Source organism: Nesterenkonia sp. F, assembly GCF_000220985.1.
Classification (GTDB): Bacteria; Actinomycetota; Actinomycetes; order Actinomycetales; family Micrococcaceae; genus Nesterenkonia.
The window spans coordinates 1-20,058 of record NZ_AFRW01000130.1 but is presented as its reverse complement, the minus strand read 5'-3'; the positions used below and the strand labels follow the sequence as shown (position 1 = coordinate 20,058).

Genomic DNA, 20,058 nt, shown 5'->3' with positions numbered 1-20,058 from the left:
TCCCCTCCGGTCAGCGCAGGAAGGCCGCGGCGACGCCGGCGTCGACCGGGACGTGCAGGCCGGTGGTGTGGGTGAGCTCGCCGCCGACCAGCGCGAAGACCGCGTTGGCCACCGTCGAGGGCAGCACCTCGCGCTTGAGGATGGTGCGCTGGGCGTAGAACTTGCCCAGGTCCTTCTCCTCGATGCCGTAGGTCTTCGCACGGTTCGCGCCCCAGCCGGAGGCGAAGATGCCCGAGCCCTGGACGACGCCGTCGGGGTTCACTCCGTTGACGCGGACCTGGTGCTCGCCCAGCTCGGCGGCCAGCAGCCGCACCTGGTGGGCCTGGTCGGCCTTGGTGGCCGAGTAGGCGATGTTGTTCGGCCCGGCGAAGACCGAGTTCTTCGAGGAGATGTAGACGACGTCGCCGCCGAGGCCCTGTTCGATCAGCGCCGGCGCGGCGGACTTGGAGACCAGGAAGGAGCCCTTGGCCATCACGTCGTGCTGCAGGTCCCAGTCCTTCTCCGTGGTCTCCAGCAGCGACTTCGACAGGCTCAGCCCAGCGTTGTTCACCACGATGTCCAGCCCGCCGAAGGCCAGCAGCGTCTCGTCGACGGCCTGCTTGACGGCGTCCTCGTTCGAGACGTCGACGGCGACGCCGATCGCCCGGTCGGTCCCGCCGATCTCCGCGGCGGCGGCCCGGGCCTTCTCCAGGTCCAGGTCGGCGATCGCGACGACCGCACCCTCGGCGGCCAGCCGCTGGGCGATGGCCTTGCCGATGCCCGAGGCCGCGCCGGTGACCAGCGCGATGCGCGTGGCCAGCGGCCTGGGCTTCGGCATGCGCTGCAGCTTGGCCTCCTCCAGCGCCCAGTACTCGATGCGGAACTTCTCCGACTCGTCGATCGGCGCGTAGGTCGACAGCCCCTCGGCGCCGCGCATGACGTGGATGGCGTTGAGGTAGAACTCGCCGGCGACGCGGGCGGTCTGCTTGTCCTTGCCGAAGGAGAACATGCCCACCCCCGGGACCAGCACGATCGCCGGGTCGGCGCCGCGGATGGCCGGGCTGTCGGCGTCGGCATGGCGGTCGTAGTAGGCCTGGTAGTCCTCGCGGTAGGCGGCGTGCAGCTCGCGCAGCCGGGCCGTCGCGTCCTCGACGGAGGCGTCGGCGGGCAGGTCGAGCACCAGCGGCTTCACCTTGGTGCGCAGGAAGTGGTCCGGGCAGCTGGTGCCCAGCTCGGCCAGCCGCGGGTGCTCGGCGTGGGCAAGGAACTCCAGCACCACGTCATCGTCGCTGAAGTGGCCGACCTGCGGCTTGTCCTCGCTGGCGATCGAGCGGACCGTCGGCATCAGCGCGGCGGCCTTGGCGCGGCGCTCGGCCTTCGGGAGCGGGGCGCGCCCGTCCAGCGCGGGGCCGAAGGGCTCGGCCTTCGAGTGCTCGCGGATGTAGGCGGCGGCGGTGTCGATGATCCACAGCGAGTTGGCCTCGGCCTCCTCGGAGGTGTCGCCCCAGGCGGTGATGCCGTGGCCGCCGAGGATGCAGCCGATCGCCTGCGGGTTCTTCTCCTTGATCGCGGCGATGTCCAGGCCGAGCTGGAATCCGGGGCGGCGCCACGGGACCCAGACGACCTGCTCGCCGAAGATGGTGGCGGTGAGCTGCTCGCCGTCGGCGGCGGTGGCGATGGCGATGCCCGAGTCGGGGTGCAGGTGGTCGACATGGCCGGCGTCGACCAGGCCGTGCATGGCGGTGTCGATCGACGGCGCCGCGCCGCCCTTGCCGTGCAGGCAGTAGTCGAAGGCCGCGACCATCTCGTCCTCGCGGTCGACGCCCGGGTAGGTGTCGACCATCTTCCGCATGCGGTCCAGGCGCAGCGTGGCCAGCCCCTCGGGCTTCAGCGTGCCGAGGTCGCCGCCGGAACCCTTGACCCAGAGCAGCTCGACGTCCTCGCCGGTGACCGGGTCGACGGCGGTGCCCTTGGCGGAGGTGTTGCCGCCGGCGTAGTTGGTGTTCTTCGGATCCGCGCCCAGGCGATGGGAGCGGGTGATCAGCGCCTCGACGGCGGGGTTCTGCGACTCGGACATGACGACTCCTGGTGTGCGTTCCTGAGCGATCGCACACAAAGTATCACCGAGTGTGGCGTGGATCAACACCTCCCGCCGGGGTCACGGCCGAGTCAGCGCACCTCGACCAGCTCGCGGAAGGGATTCAGGCGTGCGTCGTCGGGGTCCAGCTCGGTGATCAGCACGTCGACGGCGTCCAGCCCGACGCCGCGGGCGACGGCGCGGGCGCCGAGCTTCGATGAGTCGGCCAGCATCACCGTGGTGTCGGCGTGGTCGGCCAGCACCCGCTTCAGCGCCGCCTCCTCCGGCGTCGCCTCGGAGCTTCCCCAGACGGCGTCGAGGGCGGCGGCGGAGGTGAAGAAGCGCGCGCACTGCAGCGAGGAGGCCATCAGCTCGGCCAGCGGACCGACGAAGCTGCGGGTGGTCTCCTGCCGAGTGCCGCCCAGCAGCACCGGCTCGATGCCGGGGCGCCCGGCGGCGGCCTCGAAGTTCTCCCCGGAGTTGGTCACCACCGTCAGCTCGCCGGCGCCGGTGAGCCCGGCCAGCAGCACCCCCGCAGTGGACGAGGCGTCGAAGGAGCAGGTCCCGCGCTGGGGCACCAGCTGCCGGGCTTTGGAAGCGATCGTCCGCTTGGCCGCCGCTCGCCGGCCGCTGCGCTCGGCGAAGCTGCGCGGTTGGGAAGGGGCGACCGCTCCCCCGCGCACTCGGCGCAGCCGACCGGCGGCCTCGAGATCGGCCAGATCCCGGCGGAGTGTCATCGCCGAGACGTCGAGGGTCTCGGCGACCTCGCTGCTGGTGATCCGCCCTTCCGACTCGAGGATCTCCAGCAGGCGGGCGCGGCGGGACTCGCCGTCGAGGGAGGAGGAGGTGGCCATGGGCAGGGATGCTACCGGACCGGCGCCCGCACGCTCAGGCCCCGCCCGGCCGGACCGCCCGGACCGCTCCGGAGATCAGCCCTGGTCGGCGTCGTCCTTCATCCGGATGATCTGGATGAGGTTGCCGCAGGTGTCGTCGAAGACCGCCAGCACGGCGGGCCCGATGTCCACCGGCTCCTGGGTGAAGCGCACGCCGAGGCCGGCCAGCCGCTCGTGCTCGGCGGCGACGTCGTCGACGCTGAACTGGGTCAGCGGGATGCCGTCGGCGACCAGCGCCTCCTTGAAGGGCTTCGCCGCCGGATGCGCGTCAGGCTCGAGCAGCAGCTCGGTGCCGTCGGGATCCTCCGGCGAGACGACGGTCAGCCAGCGGAACTCGCCGGCGGGGACGTCCACCTGGGTGCGGAAGCCGAGCGTCTCGGTGTAGAAGGCATGGGCCTTCTCCTGGTCGTCCACATAGACGCTGGTGATGGTGATCCTCATGGGGCTCCTCTCCGGATCCGTGCCAGGGGCGCACGGTCACCGGCTCAGCATGCCGGACGACGCGCCGCGGCAGGAACTGCCCGTCGCCCCGCCGGCGCTTCGGCGTCCGGTCCCTCAGCCCAGCAGGCGTGCGGCGACGCGCTCGATCGTGCTCACGGCCGCCTGCCCCTCGTCAGGACGGTTCAGATGGCCGTGCCGCACCCCGGGCTCCATGGCGAGCTCGACGTCGACGCCGGCGGCGCGCAGCGTCTCCGCATGGGCCTCGCCGGAGACGCGCAGCTCGTCGACCTCGCTGGTGACGATCGTCGTCGGCGGGTGCCCGGCCAGCTGCTCGGGCGTCGCCGTTCCGGGCACCGCCGCCAGCGGGGCCTCCTCGATCGGGCCGCCCAGGTGGTTCTCGTACATCCGACGCACCGGGTCGGGGCCGAAGCGGTCGGCCTCGGGATCGGCGTCGAGCAGCGCCCGCAGGCCCTCCGGCGTCGGCGGCTGGACGGCGTGCAGCGTGGGATAGGCGAGCACCAGGTGCCGCGGCGGCGTGCCGCCGTCGCCCAGCCGGGAGACGGCGACGCCGGCGGCGAGGTTCCCGCCGGCGCTCGCCCCGCCGAGGCTCACCGCCGCCGGGTCGGCGCCGAGGCCCGGTGCCTGCTCGCGCGCCCAGTCCAGGGCGAAGGCCAGCTCCTCGCCGGGCACCGGGTGGTGGACTCCGGCGTCGGCGGCGACCTGGCGCAGCTCTCCGGCCTCGAGCGCCTCGACCGGCGGGGCGAGACCGTAGTCGACCGAGATCACGGCGACGCCGCGGACGGCCAGCGCCCGGGCGACCCAGTCGCCTTCGGCCATGTCCAGGCTTCCGTAGGCGAAGCCGCCGCCGTGGGCCCAGACCAGCAGCGGGCGCGGCGCCGACGTCGTGGCCGGCTGCGACGCCGTCGGCACCTGCGCCGGCTCCCCCGGCCCGGCCGCCGCGGCCGCCCGATAGGTGCGCACCGGGAGCTGACCATGCGGCCCGTCGAGGATGCGATCGACCGCCTCGACGGCCTCGAGCGCCGCCGACGGCGTGCGGGGACCTGGCGTGCTCATCAGGCGCCCCAGCCCACCTGCGCCCCGCCGACGCGCTCGGTCTCGATCTGCTCCTGGTGGCCGGACGCCTCGTAGGCGCGCATCGGGTCGGCCGGCAGACCGCGGGACTCGCGCCAGGCCGCCAGGTCGGGACGCACATCGGTGTAGAAGGCGTCCATGAAGATCTCGTGGGCGGTGAGCACGTCGCCGGCCTCCTGGGCGTCGGAGAGCGCGGCGCGGTCGACCAGCAGCACCCGTGCGGTCATCTCCTGGACGTTGAGCACGCTGCGGATCTGGCCCGGGATCTTCTTCTCCACGTTGTGGCACTGGTCGAGCATGAAGGCCACGTCGGACTCCGGGGCATAGCCGCCGCCGCGGATGACCTCGAAGAGGATCCGGAAGAGCTGGAAGGGGTCGGCCGCGCCGACGATGAGGTCGTCGTCGGCGTAGAAGCGCGAATTGAAGTCGAAGGAGCCGAGCTTCCCGGCGCGCAGCAGCTGGGCGACGATGAACTCGATGTTGGTGCCCGGGGCGTGATGGCCGGTGTCCAGGCAGACCTTCGCATTCTCGCCGAGGGCCTGCACGTGGGTCAAAGCCGTGCCCCAGTCCGGGACGTCGGTGTGGTAGAAGGCCGGCTCGAAGAACTTGTACTCCAGGATCAGCCGCTGCTCGTCGCCGAGCTGGGCGTGGATCGCCGCCAGCGAGTCGGCCAGCCGTTCCTGGCGCGACAGGATGTCAGCCTGCCCCGGATAGTTGGATCCGTCGGCGAGCCAGATCTTCAGGTCGCGGGAGCCGGTCTCGCCCATGATCTCGATGCACTGCAGATGATGGTCGATGGCCTTCTGCCGGATCCGCCGGTCGTGGTGGGTCAGACCGCCGAACTTGTAGTCGTCGTCCTGGAAGGTGTTCGAGTTGATCGTGCCCAGCTCGACGCCGAGCCCCTCGGCGTGCGAGCGCAGCGCGCCGAAGTCGTCGACCAGGTCCCACGGGATGTGCAGCGCCACCCGCGGGGCCAGACCGGTGAAGCGGTGCACCGCCGCGGCGTCGGCGATCTTCTCCTCCACCGATCGCGGCGTACCGGGGCTGCCGAAGACCTTGAAGCGCGTGCCGGAGTTGCCGTAGGCCCAGGAGGGGACCTCGATGGCCTGGTGCTCCAGCTGCGGAGCGATCTCTGCGAAAGTCGTCATCATTCCTCAGTTCCGCCGGCCGCCGGTCGTCCTGCAGACCGGCCGCCGCCTGATATAAATCGTTTCAATACCTACGTAGACTTTATGACCTCGATCACAGGAGAGTCAACCGAGGCCCACGATGCCGCGTGCCGCTCATCGGCGGGACGGCGCGCCGACGTCGGCCGCTCCGACCGCATCTGCGGCAGCCCCGCCCGACGTCCCACCGTCGAGCAGCCGTCCATAGCGCTCCACCTCGATCTCCTCGAGGCTCTTGCCCCGCGTCCGCGGCGCCCAGACGGTGCCGATGACCAGCGCGGCCACCAGCAGCCCCATGATCAGCGCGCCGACACCGTGCAGGCCGACCTCCTCGAGCATCAGCGGGAACCAGAGGCTGAGCACGCCGACCATCACGCGCACCAGCATGAACATCACGCCCTGCGCGGAGGCGCGGTAGCGGGTGGCGAAGAGCTCGGCGGCCCACAGCCCGTAGAAGGCCTGGGCACCGATCCCGGCGGAGAGGCCCCAGCCGATCGCGAAGATCAGCAGCGAGGTCCAGCCGGGCGGCCCCCAGATGAGCACCGACCAGGCGACGACGCCGAGCGCGGCGCCGATGAAGTAGAGCAGCCGGCGGGAGACGGCGTCGCCGTACTTCATGAAGCCGAAGTATGTGGCCAGCGAGGTCAAAGTCCAGACCAGCACCTGCAGCGCATTCTGCGCGTTGGCGCTGTCCAGCCCGGCGGCCTCGTAGACGCGCGGCTGGAAGATGCCGGCCTGTCCGGCGACGGTGTTCCAGAGGCCGTAGACGCCGATCAGGAAGAGCAGCGCCACGACGTTGCGCCGGTCGGTGAACAGCTGGAGGAAGCCGCGGTAGGTGCCCACCCGGTTCGGATTCGCCTGCTGGTCCTTCCAGCGCTGCGACTCGTCGAGCCCGCGACGCACCCACCAGGTGATCGCGGCGACGACGAAGAGGTGCGCGAAGACCAATCGTGCCCCGAGGAGACCCAGCGGCGAGACGATGATCGCCAGCAGGAAGCCCACGGCCGGACCGATCGACCAGGCCAGCTGCGCGACGCCGACATGTCCGGCGCGACGCTCGTTCGGGGCCTCCTCGGCGATGTAGGTCCAGGCGGCGGTGACGCCGGCGCCCACGGCGATGCCGGTGGCCAGGAAGCCGATCAGCAGCATCGTGAAGTTCGCGGCGAAGACGGCGAAGAGCGTGCCGATCATATAGAGGATCAGATCGTAGGTGTAGATGAACTTCCGGCCGTGGCGGTCGCAGAGCGGGCCCCCGACGGCCGCACCGATCGCCGCGCCGAACGCATTGGCGCTCAGCGCGCTGAGCAGCCCCACGGCGAGGCTGTCGAGGCCGAAGGCCTCCTCCCAGAGGCTCATGCTGGTCGCGATCGCGATGATCGAGCCGGCCTCGATGTAGTTGGACATCGCCACGGCGATGGTGGCCTTCCAGCGGCCCATGGGACGGCGCTGCCGACGCGCCGTCGTCGCTGAAGCCTCTGTCATGACGGACACTCCCGAAGTCTGCTGCCCCGGGCCCCTCGGGCACCCGGAGTGAATCGTTTCAATGTTTGGCGCATCACACTTTACCAATGGCGTGGATCACTCTCCAGGCGCTCCTCGCCGCTCCATCCGGGCCGAGGCGCCGCCGACGGGCAGCGGCCTGCGCATCGGCATCGCATCATGCCGAACAGGTCTCGCCGAGAGTTGCAGGAGACCTTGTCCGCATCACTGAACCGTTCTAATGTGACTGACCACGCAACATAATGTGACGCGCCGCACATCACCGAGCGCCGTTCCCGCCCGGAGACCCTCGACGACCGTCCGGCCCTGTCCGGCCCCGTCCCGCCCCATGGACGACGACGTCCGACCCCGAGGAGCCACGATGACCCTCCCCACCCGCACCTCCGCCGCAGACCCCCGCCCCGTCGCCTCCGCCGCGGCGCCGCTGCGACCGTGCTGACCGCCTCGCTGCTCGCCGTCGCCGCATGCTCGGGCGGCGACGGCGGAGGAGACGGCGGATCGGACGAGCCGCTGACCTTCGTCTGGTGGGGCTCGCCGGAACGCACCGAGATCACCCAGGAGGCCATCTCCCTCCATGAGGAGGAGTCCGGCACCGCCGTCGAGGGCCAGTCCGTGGACTTCGGCGGCTACTTCGACCGGCTGGCCACCCAGTTCGCCGGCGGCGACGCTCCGGACGTCTTCACCCTCGGGGGCGCCTATCCGGCCGAGTACGCCCAGCGCGGTGCCCTGCTGGACCTCACCACCGTCGACGAGCACATCGACCTCGACGCGCTGGACCAGACCGCCCTGGAGAACGGACAGGTCGACGGCGCCCAGTACGGACTCTCCACCGGCTCCAACGCGCTGGCGATGATCGTCAACCCGGACATCTTCGACGCGGCCGGCGTCGAACGGCCCGACCCGGAGACCTGGACGTGGGACGACTTCGCCGAGATCACCGAGGAGATCTCGGCGAACACCGACGACGACACCTATGGCACCGCCACCACGCTCACCCACGACTCCATCGAGGCATTCGCCCGCCAGCAGGGCGAGCAGCTCTACACCGAGGACGGCGAGATCGGCGTCTCGGAGGAGTCGCTCGCCGCGTTCTTCGGTCGGGCCCAGGAGCTCACCGAGACGGGAGCCGCCCCCGGCGCGGCCCTGCTCACCGAGCTCGAGGACGCCTCGGTCGAACAGACCTTGATGGGCACCGGGCGCGCGGCGACGATGCTCACCTGGAGCAACAGCCTGTCCACCCTGTCGAACGCCTCCGGCTCGGACCTGGAGCTGTGGCCGCTGCCCGGCGAGTCCGAGACCGCCGGCGTCTGGCAGCAGTCCTCGCAGTTCTTCTCCGTCTCCGCCGACACCGAGCAGCCGGAGCAGGCCGCCGAGCTGCTGGACTTCCTGGTGAACTCGCAGGAGGCCGTCGACGTCCTCGGCCTGGACCGCGGTGTGCCGGACAACCCCGAGCGCCGCGCGGGCCTGGAGGGCGAGCCCGACGCGGACAGCCAGGAGGAGGTCGAATACATCGACCAGGTCGCCTCGCGCGACACGGCTCCGCGCCCCATCGGTCCCACCGGCTCCACGGACGTCGACTCCATCACCTCGCGCGTGACCGCCGAGCTGCTGCACGGTCGGATCGACCCGGGCGAGGCCGCGACGACGTGGCTGGAGGAGGCCCGAGCCGCCGTCGAGCAGTGACGGAGCCGACCGGCCCCGCCAGCACGCCATCACGATCGCCCCGACAGGAGACCCCATGCCGAGCGACCGACCGATCGACCGCCGCGCCCTGGTGGACCGCCATCGCATCCGCCGCGACGCCGTCGACCCCCGCGCTCCCCTGCAGATCGGCAACGGGGAGTTCGCACTGACCGTCGACGCCACCGGGCTGCAGACCTTCCCGGAGTCCCACCCGGCCCCCGGACGGGATCCGGCCCGCCCGGGAAGTCTGCTGGGCACCCAGTCGCAGTGGGGCTGGCACAGCACGCCGCGCGACCCCGAGCCCTCCGTCGAAGCGGCTGTGCGGACCTACACCACGCCGCGCGGCGACCTGCCGTACGTGGACCTGAGCGGCCGCACCAGCACCACCGGCCCCGACGGCGGCACCGCCGAGGAGCTCTGGCTGCGCGGCAATCCCCACCGACTCATGCTCGGCTGGATCGGGCTCGACCCGCGCACGGCCGGACGCCCGGAGTGGGGGCCGGAGGAGCTGCAGGTCCACGAGCAGGTCCATGACCTGTGGACCGGGATCATCTCCTCGGAGGTCACTCTGTCCGGAGTGCGGCTGAGCATCCGCACGGCGGTGCATCCGCAGCAGGACGCGGTCGCGGTGGAGATCACCTCCGGCGGCGCCGAGCCACCGACGCTCGCGCTGCGCTTCCCGCACGGCAGCGAGGCCTGGGGCAACGCAGCCCGCTGGGTCGAGGAGGGCCACACCACGCACCTGGAGCGGCGGGATGACGACCTCCGCATCCGGCGGCGGCTGGACGCCGCGCAGTACACGGTCGCGCCGCAGTCCGAGGGCGCGCTGGTCGCCGAGCAGCCGGCGGCCCACCGCGTGCTGCTGCGCCCCGCGGCGCATGCCCCCGGCGACACCTGGCGGCTCGCTCTGACGTTCGACGCCGGAGACGATCGCTCCGATCGGTCGATCTCGGCGTCGCCGGCACCGGACCCCGCGGAGGTCTTCGCCGCCTCGGCCCGCGGCTGGGAGGACTTCTGGTCGACGGGCGGCGCCGTCGACCTCTCGGAGAGCACCGATCCGCGCGCCGCGGAGCTCGAGCGGCGCGTCGTGCTCTCCCAGCAGCTGACGGCGATCAACTGCGCCGGCTCGACGCCGCCGCAGGAGACCGGCCTGATGGTCAACTCCTGGCGCGGCAAGTTCCACCTGGAGATGCACTGGTGGCATGCCGCCCACTTTCCCGTCTGGGGACGGCCGGAGCTGCTGGCGCGGAGCATGGACTGGTACCGCGACATCCTGCCGCAGGCTCGGGCGACGGCGGCGGTCCAGCGGGCCCGCGGGGCGCGCTGGCCCAAACAGGTCGGTCCGGAGGGGCGCGAGAGCCCTTCGGACATCGGCCCCTTCCTGATCTGGCAGCAGCCGCATCCCATCCATCTGGCCGAGCTGCTGCGCCGCGCCGGCCACCCCGGGGTCGTCGAGGAGCTGGGCGAGATCGTCGAGGCCACTGCGGAGTTCATGGTCGACCATCTGGCGCCGGAGGGCTCCGACCACGCGCTCTCCCCGCCGCTGATCCCGGCGCAGGAGTGCTACGGCGACGTGAAGACCGAGCTCACCGACCCGACCTTCGAACTGGCCACCTGGTGGTGGGGGCTGCGCATCGCCGAGGACTGGCGCGAGCGGCGCGGGGCGCCCCCGAGCGAGGAGCTGCGCCGGGCCCGCGAGCGCCTTCCGGCCCCCGCGGAGCGCGACGGCGTCTACGCGGCGGTGCGGCACCCGGTGCTCGACCGTCGCGAGGACCACCCCTCGGTGCTCGGTGCGCTCGGCGTGACGCCGTCGACCCCGCTGATCGATCCGACCACGATGGCCCGCACGCTCGAGGACGTGCTCGCCGACTGGCGCTGGGAGACCACCTGGGGCTGGGACTTCCCGATGATGGCGATGGCTGCGACGCGCAGCGGCCGTCCGGACCTCGCCGTCGAGGCGCTGCTGATGGAGACGGAGAAGAACACCATGGTCGCCTCCGGCCACGCCTGGCAGACCGAGGGGCTGCCGGCCTATCTCCCGGCCAACGGCGGACTGCTGATCGCCGTGGCGCTGATGGCCGCCGGCTGGGACGGCTCCGCCGACGCCCCGGGATTCCCCGACGGCTTCGTCGTGCGCCACGAGGGGATCACGCCGCTGCCGGCGTGAGCCTCACTCCAGCGCGTCGAGCTGGTCCTCCAGGTGGAAGACCTCCTCGAGCTCGACGAAGCCGGTGTCCGGCCGGGCGCCGTCGAGGGCGACGAAGAACTCGCCCATCTCGGCCTGCCAGCGGGCGTTGACCTCCTCGTCCTCCATCGCCGCCTGCGCGGCCTCGAGCGACTCGCACAGGAAGTAGCCGATCAACAGACCGTCGGGGCGGAGGAAGAGCGAGTAGTCGTGCCAGCCGGAACGCTTCAGGGCGCGGAGCATCTCCGGCCAGACCGCGGCGTGGCGACGGCGGTACTCGTCGATCCTCTCGGGCTTGACCTGCAGCTGGAAGCAGACGCGGCGCATGCTGATCCTCCTCGGAAGGGCGTGTCGGGCATCACGCGATGAATCGTTTCATCTCGCCGTCGGGATCTCCACCTCCGCGGAGTCGACGACGCGCTCTTTTCCGAGATTCGATTGACTTTCGATAGATACCAGGCGAGACTCGATCCATGATCGCCGACTGGAGAATCGTCGCCGCCCTCCGGGTCTTCCTGGTCCTGCTGCTCGGCCTGCTCGTCATGCTGCAGACCGTCTCGCTGCCCGGGCAGTTCGCCCATATGGCCGCGGAGTCCGCCGACTTCGCGCCGTACCGTTGGCCGGCCACGCTGATCGCCGGCTTCTGGGTGCTCTGCGCCGAGGTCATCGTCGTCTGCACCTGGCGGCTGCTCACCCGCGTCGCCCGCGGACGCATCTTCCGCACCGACTCGCTGCCCTGGGTGGACGCGATCCTCGGCGCGGCGGGGGCCGCCTGGGCGGTGCTGATCGGACTCACCGGATGGGTGCTCGCCGGCGCCGACGACCCCGGGATGCCGCTGCTGCTGATCTCCACCTCGGTCGCGGTGACCACGCTCGGGCTGGTGCTGCTGGTCATGCGCACCCTGCTGCGGCAGGCGACCACGTTGCACGACGAGATGGAAGGGGTCATCTGATGCCCATCGTCGTGCGTCTCGACGTCGAGCTGGCCCGCCGCAAGTTGAGCGTCGGCGAGTTCGCCGAAAAGGTGGGGCTCAGCCCGGCGAACGTCGCCGTGCTGAAGAACGGCCGCGCAAAGGCGGTGCGCTTCAGCACGCTGGAGGCGATGTGCCGCGTGCTCGACTGCCAGCCGGGCGACCTGCTCGAATGGGTCGACGAGGAGGCCGACGACGCCGATGCCGCCGGCCCGGCCGAGGACGACTGACCATGCCGCGCGGGAGCACCGACGTGCTGGTCGTCGGCGCGGGGCTGGCCGGCCTGCACACCGCCGCGCAGCTGGCCCGGCGCGGCCACGACGTCGTGCTGGTCGACCGGCGGCGCCGGCTCACCGAGGCGATCCGCACCACCGGGATCTTCGTCCGCCGCACGCTGGAGGACTACGACCTGCCCGAGGACTGCCTGGGTCCGCCGATCCGCCGCATGGTGCTGCACCCACCCTCGCACCGCGATCCGGTGGATCTGGTCAGCACCCGCGACGAGTTCCGCGTCGGCGACATGCCGCGGCTCTACGCGCGCCTGCACCAGCAGGCGCTCGACGCCGGTGCGCGCGTGCTGCTGGGGATGCGCCGCGCGGGCCTCGACGCCGCCGGCCGGCAGGTGCTGCGCCGCGTCTCGGCAGGAGACGGGTCCGGCGGGTCGACCTCCGGCGGCGACGGCGAGGAGCTCCCCGCCGAGCTCCGCCTCGACGCGCGCTTCCTGGTCGGTGCCGACGGCGCCCGCTCGCAGGTGGCCCGGGACCTCGGCCTGGACCGCAACCGGCACCTGCTCATCGGCGCCGAGACCGTCGGCGCCGTCGCCGACGTCGGGCAGATGCCGGCATTCCGATGCGTGGTCGATCCGCGGATCGCCCCGGGATATCTGGCCTGGGCGGTCGACGACGGCGTGCACTCCCATGTGGGCACCGCGGGCCGCTCGGACCGCTTCACCGGCGGGGTCCGGGCGGCGCTGGAGCGCTTCGCCGCCGAGGCGCCGGGACCTCACGGACGGCCGGCGGCCGAGACGCTCGAGCATCGCGCCGGGCCGATCCCCGTCGGCGGACTGCTGCGACGGATCGGCGCTCCCGGCGGCCTGCTGGTCGGCGACGCCGCCGGCGCAGTCTCCCCGCTGACGGCCGGCGGGCTGGACCCGTGCCTGCGACTCTCCGACCACGCCGTCGAGCTGCTCGACGAGGCGCTGAGCACCGGCGACCGTCGCGTGCTGCGCGGCTACGACGGCGCCGCCCTGCGGAGACGGTTCCGCGGCCGCCTGGCGCTGCGGCAGGGACTGGAGTCGCTGCGCGGGCCGGCCGCGGCCGAGGCCGCGTTCCTCGGACTGCGCAGCGCCCCGGGCGTGCGGCCGCCCGGCGGATCCTCTTCGGCGACGGGTCCTTCCCGGATCCGTGACCGACCCGCCGGCGACCGTCGGGGTCGGGGCCTCAGCCCTGCTCGGCCACCAGCTTCAGGAAGGCGGCGTCGAAGGCCTCCAGATCGGCCGGAGTCCGCGAGGTGACCAGCCCGCGGTCGACGACGACCTCTTCGTCCACCCAGTCGGCGCCGGCGTTGATGAGGTCGGTGCGCAGCGCGCCCACGCTGGTCATCCGACGGCCGGAGACCTGGCCGACCTCGGTGAGGATCCAGGGGCCGTGGCAGATCGCGGCGACGGGCTTGCCGTCCTCGAAGAAGCCGGCGACGAACTCCCGGGCCTGCTCGTCGACGCGCAGCGCATCGGCGTTCAGCGTGCCGCCGGGCAGCACCAGCGCGTCGAAGTCCTCGGCGCCGACCGTGCCCAGCTGGTGGTCGACGCCGAAGTGGTCGGCGTGCTCCCAGTCGCCCGTCATCGCCTGCAGCGAGTCCTTCTTGGGCGAGACGATCTTCGCCGTCCCGCCGGCCTCGCGGACGGCGGCCAGCGGCTCGGTCAGCTCGGGCAGCTCGACGCCGTCGGTCACCAGCAGCGCGACGGTGCGGCCCTCGATCGACGGAGCCTCAGCAGTGGTGTCGCTCATGGTCCTCTCCTTCCCCGGACGTGTCCGGCCCCGGTCGGGGCCCGTCCAGCACCAACGTCGCACCGCGGAACCCTGTTCCCGGCCGCTCTCCGCCGCATGCTGAGACCGCCCGCCCTCGGGCGAGCGAGCGGAGCGTCGTCGATGTGTATCCTGACCCCATGGCATTGGCGCAGGTCCGCGACGTGGCGACCCATGCCGGCGTCTCGCCGGCGACGGTCTCCAACGCCCTCAACCACCCCGAGAAGGTCTCGGAGACCACGCGCCGCCGCGTGCAGGCGGCGATCGACGAGCTCGGCTACGTCCGCAACGACGCCGCCCGCCAGCTGCGCCAGCGGCACAACACCGCCGTGGGGATGATCGTCCTCGACGTGGCCAACCCCTTCTTCGCCGACGTCGTCCGCGGCGCCGAGGACAGCCTCGGCGTGCACCGCCGCCCGGTGCTGGTGGGCAACTCCGGCCAGGACGCCGAGCGGGAGCTCGCCCATCTGCGGCTCTTCGAGGAGCAGCGCGTCTCCGGCCTGCTCATCTCTCCGGTCGGCGACGTGCTGGACCGGCTGCGCGAGATCAGCGGCCGCGGCACCCCGGTGGTGCTGGTCGACCGCCATCACGGCGACGACGACTTCCCCTCGGTGGCGGTCGACGACGAGCTGGGCGGCCGGATGGCCGCAGAGCATCTGCTCGACCAGGGGCGCCGGCGCCTGACGATGATCGGCGGACCGACGAGCATCCGCCAGGTGGCCCAGCGACGCGCCGGAGCCCAGGCCGCCGTCGACGCCGTCGCGGGGGCGACGCTGACGACGATCGACACCGGCGCCATGGACGTCGAGTCCGGCCGGACCGGCGCGCGCCGGCTGCTCGCCGAGGACGCCGCGGCACGGCCCGACGCGATCTTCGCAGCCAACGACCTCGTCGCCCTGGGCGCGCTGCAGGAGCTCGTCCGCGCCGGCGTGCGGGTCCCCGAGGACGTCGCGCTGATCGGCTACGACGACATCGAGTTCGCCGCTTCGGCGACAGTGCCGATCAGCTCGGTGCGCCAGCCCGCCCTCGAGATGGGCGAGCGTGCCGCCGCCCTGCTGGTCGCCGCCGTCGACGACCCCGACGCCCCGCCGGAGCACCCGCGGTTCACTCCCACGCTGGTGGCCCGCGAATCCACGCTCGGCGGCTGACCGGACGCCGACAGCCCGCCCCTCCTCGGGATGAGTCCGTGGAAAGCGCGGGAAAGACGTCGTATTCCCGTGCGTTCCACGGACTCATCGGGAGGGGCGTCGAGACCTGCGGACATCGTCCGATGCCGGATCGGCACCGTCGGAGGACTTATCGGACAGGTTCAGGATTTGTACGATCAGTTCCATGACCTCCGCTGACGCCATCCGGCACATCCGCCTCTCCTCGATCACCCTGCCGCTGTCCACCGCGATCTCCGACGCCAAGGTCTTCACCGGCCGGCAGAAGCCGATGACCGAAGTGGTCTTCCTGGTCGCCGAGATCACCACCGAGCAGGGCCTCGAGGGCCTGGGCTTCTCCTACTCCAAGCGCGCCGGCGGTCCGGCGCAGTACGCCCACGCGGCCGAAGTCGCCGAGACGGCGCTCGGCGCCGACCCCAATGACATCGGCAGGATCCGCGAGACGCTGCTCTGGGCCGGCGCGTCAGTGGGCCGCTCGGGTGCGGCGTCGCAGGCGCTGGCCGCGATCGACGTCGCCCTCTGGGACCTGAAGGCCAAGCGCGCGCAGCTGCCGCTGGCAAAGCTGCTCGGCGCCCACCGCGATGCGGTGCGCACCTACGACACCTCCGGCGGTTTCCTGCACGCCTCGATCGAGGAGATCACCGCACGCGCCGACGAGTCGCTGGACGCCGGCATCGGAGGGATCAAGGTCAAGGTCGGCCTGCCCGACGCTCGCGAGGACCTGCACCGGGTGGATGCTGTCCGCGAGCACCTGGGACCGGAGGTGGATCTGATGGTCGACGCGAACCAGCAGTGGGACCGGGCGACGGCGCTGCGCATGGGCCGGCGCCTCGAGCAGTTCGACCTGACCTGGATCGAGGAGCCCGTCGACGCGCACGACGCCGAGGGCCACGCGCGGCTGGCGGCCGCGCTGGACACTCCCATCGCCACCGGCGAGATGCTCGCCTCGGTCGGGGAGCACCGGCGGCTGATCGAGGCCCGGGCCTGCGACGTCATCCAGCCCGACGCTCCCCGCGTCGGCGGCATCACCGAGTTCCTGCGGCTGGCCGCGCTGGCCGACGACGCCGGACTCGCCCTGGCGCCGCACTTCGCCATGGAGATCCACCTGCACCTGGCCGCGGCCTACCCGACCGAGACCTGGGTCGAGCACTTCGACTGGCTCGACCCGCTCTTCGAGGAGCGGCTGGAGATCGCCGACGGCCGCATGCTGGTCCCCGACCGGCCGGGCCTGGGCATCACGCTGAGCGAGCAGGCCCGCGCCTGGACCACCGCCTCGGCGGAGTTCGGGCGGCGATGAGCGCCGGTCGCACCGCCGCGCTGGCCGAGCAGCTGCGCGCGCAGATCGTCGACGGCACCATCGGCGTCGGCGAGAAGCTGCCGAGCGAGGCCGCGCTCATCGCCGAGCACGCAGTCAGCCGCAGCGTGGTCCGCGAGGCGCTGAGCCGCCTGCAGGCCGACGGGCTGATCCGCACCCGCCGCGGATCGGGCTCCTATGCACTGACTCCGCCGACACGGTCGACGACGACGGCGGGCTCGGCGGCGGTCGGCGGCGAGGCCGTCGCCCGCACCCCCGGCGAGCGGCGGGCGCTGCTCGAGTATCGGATCGCGCTGGAGACCGAGGCCGCCGGGCTGGCCGCCCGACGGCGAGACGCGCCCCGGCTGCGCCTGCTCGCCGAGGCGCTGTCCGGCCTCGCCGCCGCGGGCGACCATCCGGCCGACGCGGTCGAGCACGACTTCACCTTCCACCGCGAGCTGGCCGCCTCCGCGCAGAACCCGCATCTGCTCCGAGCGGTCGACGCGCTCGGTCCGGCGATGATCGCCATGCCCGCGCCGCGGCTGGCGCACGGAGGGTCGGGAGCCTCGACGACTGCGGAGGCGACGGCCGCGCGGCATCGGCAGGTGGTCGCCGAGCACCGGACCGTGCTCGAGGCCGTCGTCGAGCAGGATCCGCAGGCCGCCGCGGCGGCGATGCGAGCCCACCTGACCGCATCCCGCCGTCGCCTGCTGGGCGAGCAGGATGTCGGAACAGATATTGCCGCGCTGTGACCTGCGTGACATGATGATGCACAGCCAAGCCGCACGTTGCGCATGATGATGCACGGAGAGTATTGATGTTCACCCTGGACCAGATCCGCAGCTTCGTCGCCGTCGCCGAGGAGCTGCATTTCGGCCATGCCGCCGAACGGCTGAACATGACCCAGCCTCCGCTCAGTCGGCAGATCCAGAAGCTGGAGAAGACGGTCGGCGTCCCGCTCATCGCCCGCGACAACCGCACCGTCTCGCTGACCACCGCGGGCGCGGCCTTCCTCACCGAGGCGCGCCGACTTCTCGTCGCCGCCGACCAGGCCCCGGTCACCGCCCGGCGCATCGCCCGCGGCCAGGCCGGCGTGCTGCGCATCGGATTCACCGCCGCCTCCGGGTTCAGCGTGCTGGGCAGCGTGCTGACCACGCTGGCCGAGCAGCTGCCCGACGTCGACGTCGACCTCCACGAGCAGGTCACCCGCGAACAGATGGCCGCGCTGACCGACGGCGAGATCGACCTGGGCCTGGCCCGGCCGCCCATCGATCACGAGCTCTTCGACTCCCAGCTGCTGCTCTCCGAGGGGCTGCGCCTGGCGGTGCCGGCCGACCACGAGCTCGCCGCCCTGGGCCGCGCGGCCACCGCCGCCGACCTCGCCTCCGCCCCGCTGATCATGTACTCGCCGGTGCGCGCGCGCTACTTCTATGACCTCGCCATCCGCTCGGTGCCGATCCAGCACGGCAACGTCGTCCACACCGTCAGCCAGATCCTGACGATGGTCTCGCTGGTCGGCGCCGGCCACGGCGTGGCGATCGTGCCCGAGTCCGCCGAGCGGCTCGGCGTCGACGGCGTGGTCCACCTGCCGCTGGCCGACCAGCCCGACGACGCGGTCGAGCTGCACGCCGTCTGGCGCCGCGGCCGACGCAGCCCGGCGCTGCAGCGGCTGCTCGCCGTGCTCGAGGAGGAGCGCGCCGACGCTGAGGAAGGAACGAGTTCGCGCGGGGCGGGGACGGCCGGAGCATCACTGAACACCGAGTGATGCACGCAAGCTATGAATCGATACAGAACCGGGCTTAGACGCCCCTGTGACCGGCTCCTAGAGTGAGGAGGACCGAAGGGCCTGCGCCGTCGCGGGCGCGCCCCCATCCCCTGGCCCCGACTCCAGGAAGGTCCCCGTGCCGACACACACCCCGCGAGAGCTGGCCGATCGTCTCAAGGACGGCCTGCTCTCCTTCCCCGTCACCCCCTTCAGCGCAGAGGGAGCGGTCGACGACGACGCCTACCGCGCCCACCTGAACTGGCAGTCCCGCGCCGGCGCCGCCGGGCTCTTCGCCGCCGGAGGCACCGGCGAAGGCTTCAGCCTCACTCCCGAGGAGAACGCCCACGTGGTGCGCATGGCCGTCGAGGAGGCCGCCGGGATCATCCCGGTGCTCGGCTCCGCCGGCGGCTCCACCCGGCAGGCGGTCGCCAACGCCGCCGCCGCCGAGGAGGCCGGGGCCGAGGGCGTGCTGCTGCTGCCGCCGTACCTCACCGACTGCGACCAGCAGGGTCTCGAGGCACACGTCGACGCCGTCTGCTCGGCGACCTCTGCGGCGGTGATCGTCTACAACCGCGCCAACGCCGTCTACTCCGCCGAGACCGTCGCCCGGCTGGCGGCCCGGCATGAGAACTTCATCGGCTTCAAGGACGCGACCGGTGACATCGAGGCGGTGACCAAGGTGGTCGCGGCCAACGGGGACCGACTGTTCTATCTGGGCGGACTGCCCACCGCCGAGACTTTCGCGCTGCCGATGCTGCAGCTGGGATTCAGCACCTACTCCTCGGCGATGTACAACTTCGTCCCGGAGTTCGCCCTGGAGTTCTACGCCGACGTGCGCAGCCAGGATCGCGCGGCGATCACCGAGAAGCTCACCCGCTTCGTGCTGCCCTATCTGGACATCCGCGACCGCGCGAAGGGCTACGGCGTCTCCATCGTCAAAGCCGGCCTGACGGTCGTCGGCCGCGACGCCGGCGGCGTGCGTCCGCCGCTGCAGGACCTGACCGAGGCCGACCTGGCCGACCTGACCGCGCTGATCGACCGGGCGGGCGTCCGCCCGGAGAGGCCCGCGGCCCCCGCGACCCCCGCACCCGTCGCTTCGAGGAGCTGAGCATGACTGCACAGACCGCTGAAACCGCCCTGACCGGGCAGTCCATCATCGCCGGGCGCTCGGTCGCCGGCTCCGGCCGCACAGTCGCCGGCGTCGACCCGGCCACCGACGAGACGCTGGAGCCGGCCTACTCGCTGATCGACGAGCAGCAGCTCGCCGAGGCCACCGCGGCCGCCGCCGAGGCCTTCGAGACCTTCTCCCGGCTGGACCCGGAGACCCACGCGACGTTCCTGGAGACGGTCGCGGCGAACATCGACGCCGTCGGCGACGAGATCACCGCGCGGGCGATGGCCGAGACCGGCCTGCCGGAGGCCCGGCTCGTCGGCGAACGCGGCCGGACGGTGAACCAGCTGCGGCTCTTCGCCGCCGTCGTCCGCCAGGGCGACCATCGGGGCGTGCGCGTCGATCCGGCTCAGCCCGACCGGCAGCCGATGCCGCGGGCCGACATCCGCCAGCGGCGCATCCCGCTGGGACCGGTGGCGGTCTTCGGGGCCTCGAACTTCCCGCTGGCCTTCTCCACCGCCGGCGGCGACACCGCCAGCGCGCTGGCCGCCGGCTGCCCGGTGGTCTTCAAGGCGCACAACGCCCACCCGGGCACCGGCGAGCTGGTCGGCCGGGCCGTCGCCGACGCCGTCGCCTCCTGCGGCCTGCCCGCCGGCACCTTCAGCCTGATCTACGGGCCGGGCCGCAGCATCGGCCAGGCGCTGGCCAAGG

The 20,058-nt window shown here is 72.3% G+C and carries 19 protein-coding genes; 11 read left to right on the top strand and 8 right to left on the bottom strand.

The genetic code is table 11. The features are described 5' to 3' along the window. Positions 1-10 precede the first annotated feature (10 nt). The 6 genes from GU5_RS0112235 to GU5_RS0112210 form a co-directional block, all read right to left on the bottom strand. A complete protein-coding gene (locus tag GU5_RS0112235; RefSeq protein ID WP_010525860.1) occupies positions 11-2,056 on the bottom strand; it encodes a bifunctional rhamnulose-1-phosphate aldolase/short-chain dehydrogenase in 2,046 nt (681 codons plus the stop codon). A 92-nt stretch (positions 2,057-2,148) separates the two neighbouring features. After that, positions 2,149-2,910, bottom strand: a complete 762-nt coding sequence (locus tag GU5_RS0112230; RefSeq protein WP_010525859.1) for a DeoR/GlpR family DNA-binding transcription regulator — start codon at positions 2,908-2,910, stop codon at positions 2,149-2,151. Between the two features lie 75 nt (positions 2,911-2,985). Further along, positions 2,986-3,390: a VOC family protein gene (locus GU5_RS0112225; protein WP_010525858.1), complete on the bottom strand. Its 405-nt coding sequence runs from the start codon at positions 3,388-3,390 to the stop codon at positions 2,986-2,988. Between the two features lie 114 nt (positions 3,391-3,504). After that, positions 3,505-4,464, bottom strand: coding sequence for an alpha/beta hydrolase (locus GU5_RS0112220; protein ID WP_010525857.1), 960 nt, complete (start codon positions 4,462-4,464; stop codon positions 3,505-3,507). Beyond that, complete coding sequence (gene rhaI / locus GU5_RS0112215; RefSeq protein WP_010525856.1) at positions 4,464-5,630, bottom strand: L-rhamnose isomerase; 1,167 nt, start codon at positions 5,628-5,630, stop codon at positions 4,464-4,466. Before rhaI ends, GU5_RS0112220 begins: the two co-directional genes overlap by 1 nt. Positions 5,631-5,765: 135 nt before the next feature. Beyond that, positions 5,766-7,130, bottom strand: a complete 1,365-nt coding sequence (locus tag GU5_RS0112210) for an MFS transporter (protein WP_237704729.1) — start codon at positions 7,128-7,130, stop codon at positions 5,766-5,768. A 450-nt stretch (positions 7,131-7,580) separates the two neighbouring features. Here GU5_RS0112210 and GU5_RS0112205 point away from each other — a divergent pair, with 450 nt between their 5' ends. Continuing rightward, the gene (locus tag GU5_RS0112205) at positions 7,581-8,831 is read left to right on the top strand and encodes an ABC transporter substrate-binding protein (RefSeq protein ID WP_010525854.1); all 1,251 of its coding nucleotides are present in this window, start codon (positions 7,581-7,583) and stop codon (positions 8,829-8,831) included. A 55-nt stretch (positions 8,832-8,886) separates the two neighbouring features. After that, on the top strand, positions 8,887-10,998 hold the full coding sequence (locus GU5_RS0112200) for a hypothetical protein (RefSeq protein WP_010525853.1): 2,112 nt from the start codon (positions 8,887-8,889) through the stop codon (positions 10,996-10,998). Positions 10,999-11,001: 3 nt separating this feature from the next. Here GU5_RS0112200 and GU5_RS0112195 read toward each other — a convergent pair whose 3' ends face one another. Beyond that, complete coding sequence (locus GU5_RS0112195; protein ID WP_010525852.1) at positions 11,002-11,343, bottom strand: L-rhamnose mutarotase; 342 nt, start codon at positions 11,341-11,343, stop codon at positions 11,002-11,004. A gap of 146 nt (positions 11,344-11,489) precedes the next feature. Between GU5_RS0112195 and GU5_RS0112190 the strand changes: the two genes are divergently transcribed. From GU5_RS0112190 to GU5_RS16060, 3 genes are read left to right on the top strand one after another with little or no spacing between them, the layout of a single operon-like run. After that, the gene (locus GU5_RS0112190) at positions 11,490-11,969 is read left to right on the top strand and encodes a DUF2975 domain-containing protein (protein WP_010525851.1); all 480 of its coding nucleotides are present in this window, start codon (positions 11,490-11,492) and stop codon (positions 11,967-11,969) included. After that, positions 11,969-12,217, top strand: coding sequence for a helix-turn-helix transcriptional regulator (locus GU5_RS0112185; protein WP_010525850.1), 249 nt, complete (start codon positions 11,969-11,971; stop codon positions 12,215-12,217). The genes GU5_RS0112190 and GU5_RS0112185 overlap by 1 nt, the downstream gene beginning before the upstream one ends. A gap of 2 nt (positions 12,218-12,219) precedes the next feature. Then, positions 12,220-13,500, top strand: a complete 1,281-nt coding sequence (locus tag GU5_RS16060) for an NAD(P)/FAD-dependent oxidoreductase (protein ID WP_010525849.1) — start codon at positions 12,220-12,222, stop codon at positions 13,498-13,500. Here the strand turns inward: GU5_RS16060 and GU5_RS0112175 are convergent. Next, positions 13,427-13,993 (bottom strand): type 1 glutamine amidotransferase domain-containing protein, encoded by a 567-nt coding sequence (locus GU5_RS0112175; protein WP_010525848.1) that lies wholly within the window; start codon positions 13,991-13,993, stop codon positions 13,427-13,429. The genes GU5_RS16060 and GU5_RS0112175 overlap by 74 nt on opposite strands. Positions 13,994-14,151: 158 nt before the next feature. Here GU5_RS0112175 and GU5_RS0112170 point away from each other — a divergent pair, with 158 nt between their 5' ends. The 6 genes from GU5_RS0112170 to GU5_RS0112145 all read left to right on the top strand — a co-directional run. After that, a complete protein-coding gene (locus GU5_RS0112170) occupies positions 14,152-15,159 on the top strand; it encodes a LacI family DNA-binding transcriptional regulator (protein WP_029514264.1) in 1,008 nt (335 codons plus the stop codon). Between the two features lie 184 nt (positions 15,160-15,343). Further along, positions 15,344-16,474 (top strand): mandelate racemase/muconate lactonizing enzyme family protein, encoded by a 1,131-nt coding sequence (locus tag GU5_RS0112165; protein ID WP_010525846.1) that lies wholly within the window; start codon positions 15,344-15,346, stop codon positions 16,472-16,474. Beyond that, on the top strand, positions 16,471-17,223 hold the full coding sequence (locus GU5_RS0112160) for a FadR/GntR family transcriptional regulator (protein ID WP_010525845.1): 753 nt from the start codon (positions 16,471-16,473) through the stop codon (positions 17,221-17,223). The genes GU5_RS0112165 and GU5_RS0112160 overlap by 4 nt, the downstream gene beginning before the upstream one ends. Before the next feature lie 65 nt (positions 17,224-17,288). Next, a complete protein-coding gene (locus GU5_RS0112155; RefSeq protein ID WP_010525844.1) occupies positions 17,289-18,236 on the top strand; it encodes a LysR substrate-binding domain-containing protein in 948 nt (315 codons plus the stop codon). A gap of 136 nt (positions 18,237-18,372) precedes the next feature. Beyond that, positions 18,373-19,344: a 5-dehydro-4-deoxyglucarate dehydratase gene (gene kdgD, locus GU5_RS0112150; RefSeq protein WP_010525843.1), complete on the top strand. Its 972-nt coding sequence runs from the start codon at positions 18,373-18,375 to the stop codon at positions 19,342-19,344. 2 nt (positions 19,345-19,346) lie between these two features. Further along, on the top strand, positions 19,347-20,058 hold a 712-nt coding region (locus GU5_RS0112145), incomplete at its 3' end, for an aldehyde dehydrogenase family protein (RefSeq protein WP_010525842.1).

What these genes read in the sequence shown, in the direction of transcription:
- rhaI (WP_010525856.1), bottom strand. Translation starts at nt 5,630, where the DNA reads ATGACGACTTTCGCAGAGATCGCTCCGCAGCTGGAGCACCAGGCCATC.
- GU5_RS0112225 (WP_010525858.1), bottom strand. Translation starts at nt 3,390, where the DNA reads ATGAGGATCACCATCACCAGCGTCTATGTGGACGACCAGGAGAAGGCC.
- GU5_RS0112200 (WP_010525853.1), top strand. Translation starts at nt 8,887, where the DNA reads ATGCCGAGCGACCGACCGATCGACCGCCGCGCCCTGGTGGACCGCCAT.
- GU5_RS0112155 (WP_010525844.1), top strand. Translation starts at nt 17,289, where the DNA reads ATGTTCACCCTGGACCAGATCCGCAGCTTCGTCGCCGTCGCCGAGGAG.
- GU5_RS0112210 (WP_237704729.1), bottom strand. Translation starts at nt 7,130, where the DNA reads ATGACAGAGGCTTCAGCGACGACGGCGCGTCGGCAGCGCCGTCCCATG.
- GU5_RS0112235 (WP_010525860.1), bottom strand. Translation starts at nt 2,056, where the DNA reads ATGTCCGAGTCGCAGAACCCCGCCGTCGAGGCGCTGATCACCCGCTCC.
- GU5_RS0112175 (WP_010525848.1), bottom strand. Translation starts at nt 13,993, where the DNA reads ATGAGCGACACCACTGCTGAGGCTCCGTCGATCGAGGGCCGCACCGTC.
- GU5_RS0112220 (WP_010525857.1), bottom strand. Translation starts at nt 4,464, where the DNA reads ATGAGCACGCCAGGTCCCCGCACGCCGTCGGCGGCGCTCGAGGCCGTC.
- GU5_RS0112190 (WP_010525851.1), top strand. Translation starts at nt 11,490, where the DNA reads ATGATCGCCGACTGGAGAATCGTCGCCGCCCTCCGGGTCTTCCTGGTC.
- GU5_RS0112165 (WP_010525846.1), top strand. Translation starts at nt 15,344, where the DNA reads ATGACCTCCGCTGACGCCATCCGGCACATCCGCCTCTCCTCGATCACC.
- GU5_RS0112185 (WP_010525850.1), top strand. Translation starts at nt 11,969, where the DNA reads ATGCCCATCGTCGTGCGTCTCGACGTCGAGCTGGCCCGCCGCAAGTTG.
- GU5_RS0112170 (WP_029514264.1), top strand. Translation starts at nt 14,152, where the DNA reads ATGGCATTGGCGCAGGTCCGCGACGTGGCGACCCATGCCGGCGTCTCG.
- GU5_RS0112230 (WP_010525859.1), bottom strand. Translation starts at nt 2,910, where the DNA reads ATGGCCACCTCCTCCTCCCTCGACGGCGAGTCCCGCCGCGCCCGCCTG.
- GU5_RS0112195 (WP_010525852.1), bottom strand. Translation starts at nt 11,343, where the DNA reads ATGCGCCGCGTCTGCTTCCAGCTGCAGGTCAAGCCCGAGAGGATCGAC.
- GU5_RS0112160 (WP_010525845.1), top strand. Translation starts at nt 16,471, where the DNA reads ATGAGCGCCGGTCGCACCGCCGCGCTGGCCGAGCAGCTGCGCGCGCAG.
- GU5_RS16060 (WP_010525849.1), top strand. Translation starts at nt 12,220, where the DNA reads ATGCCGCGCGGGAGCACCGACGTGCTGGTCGTCGGCGCGGGGCTGGCC.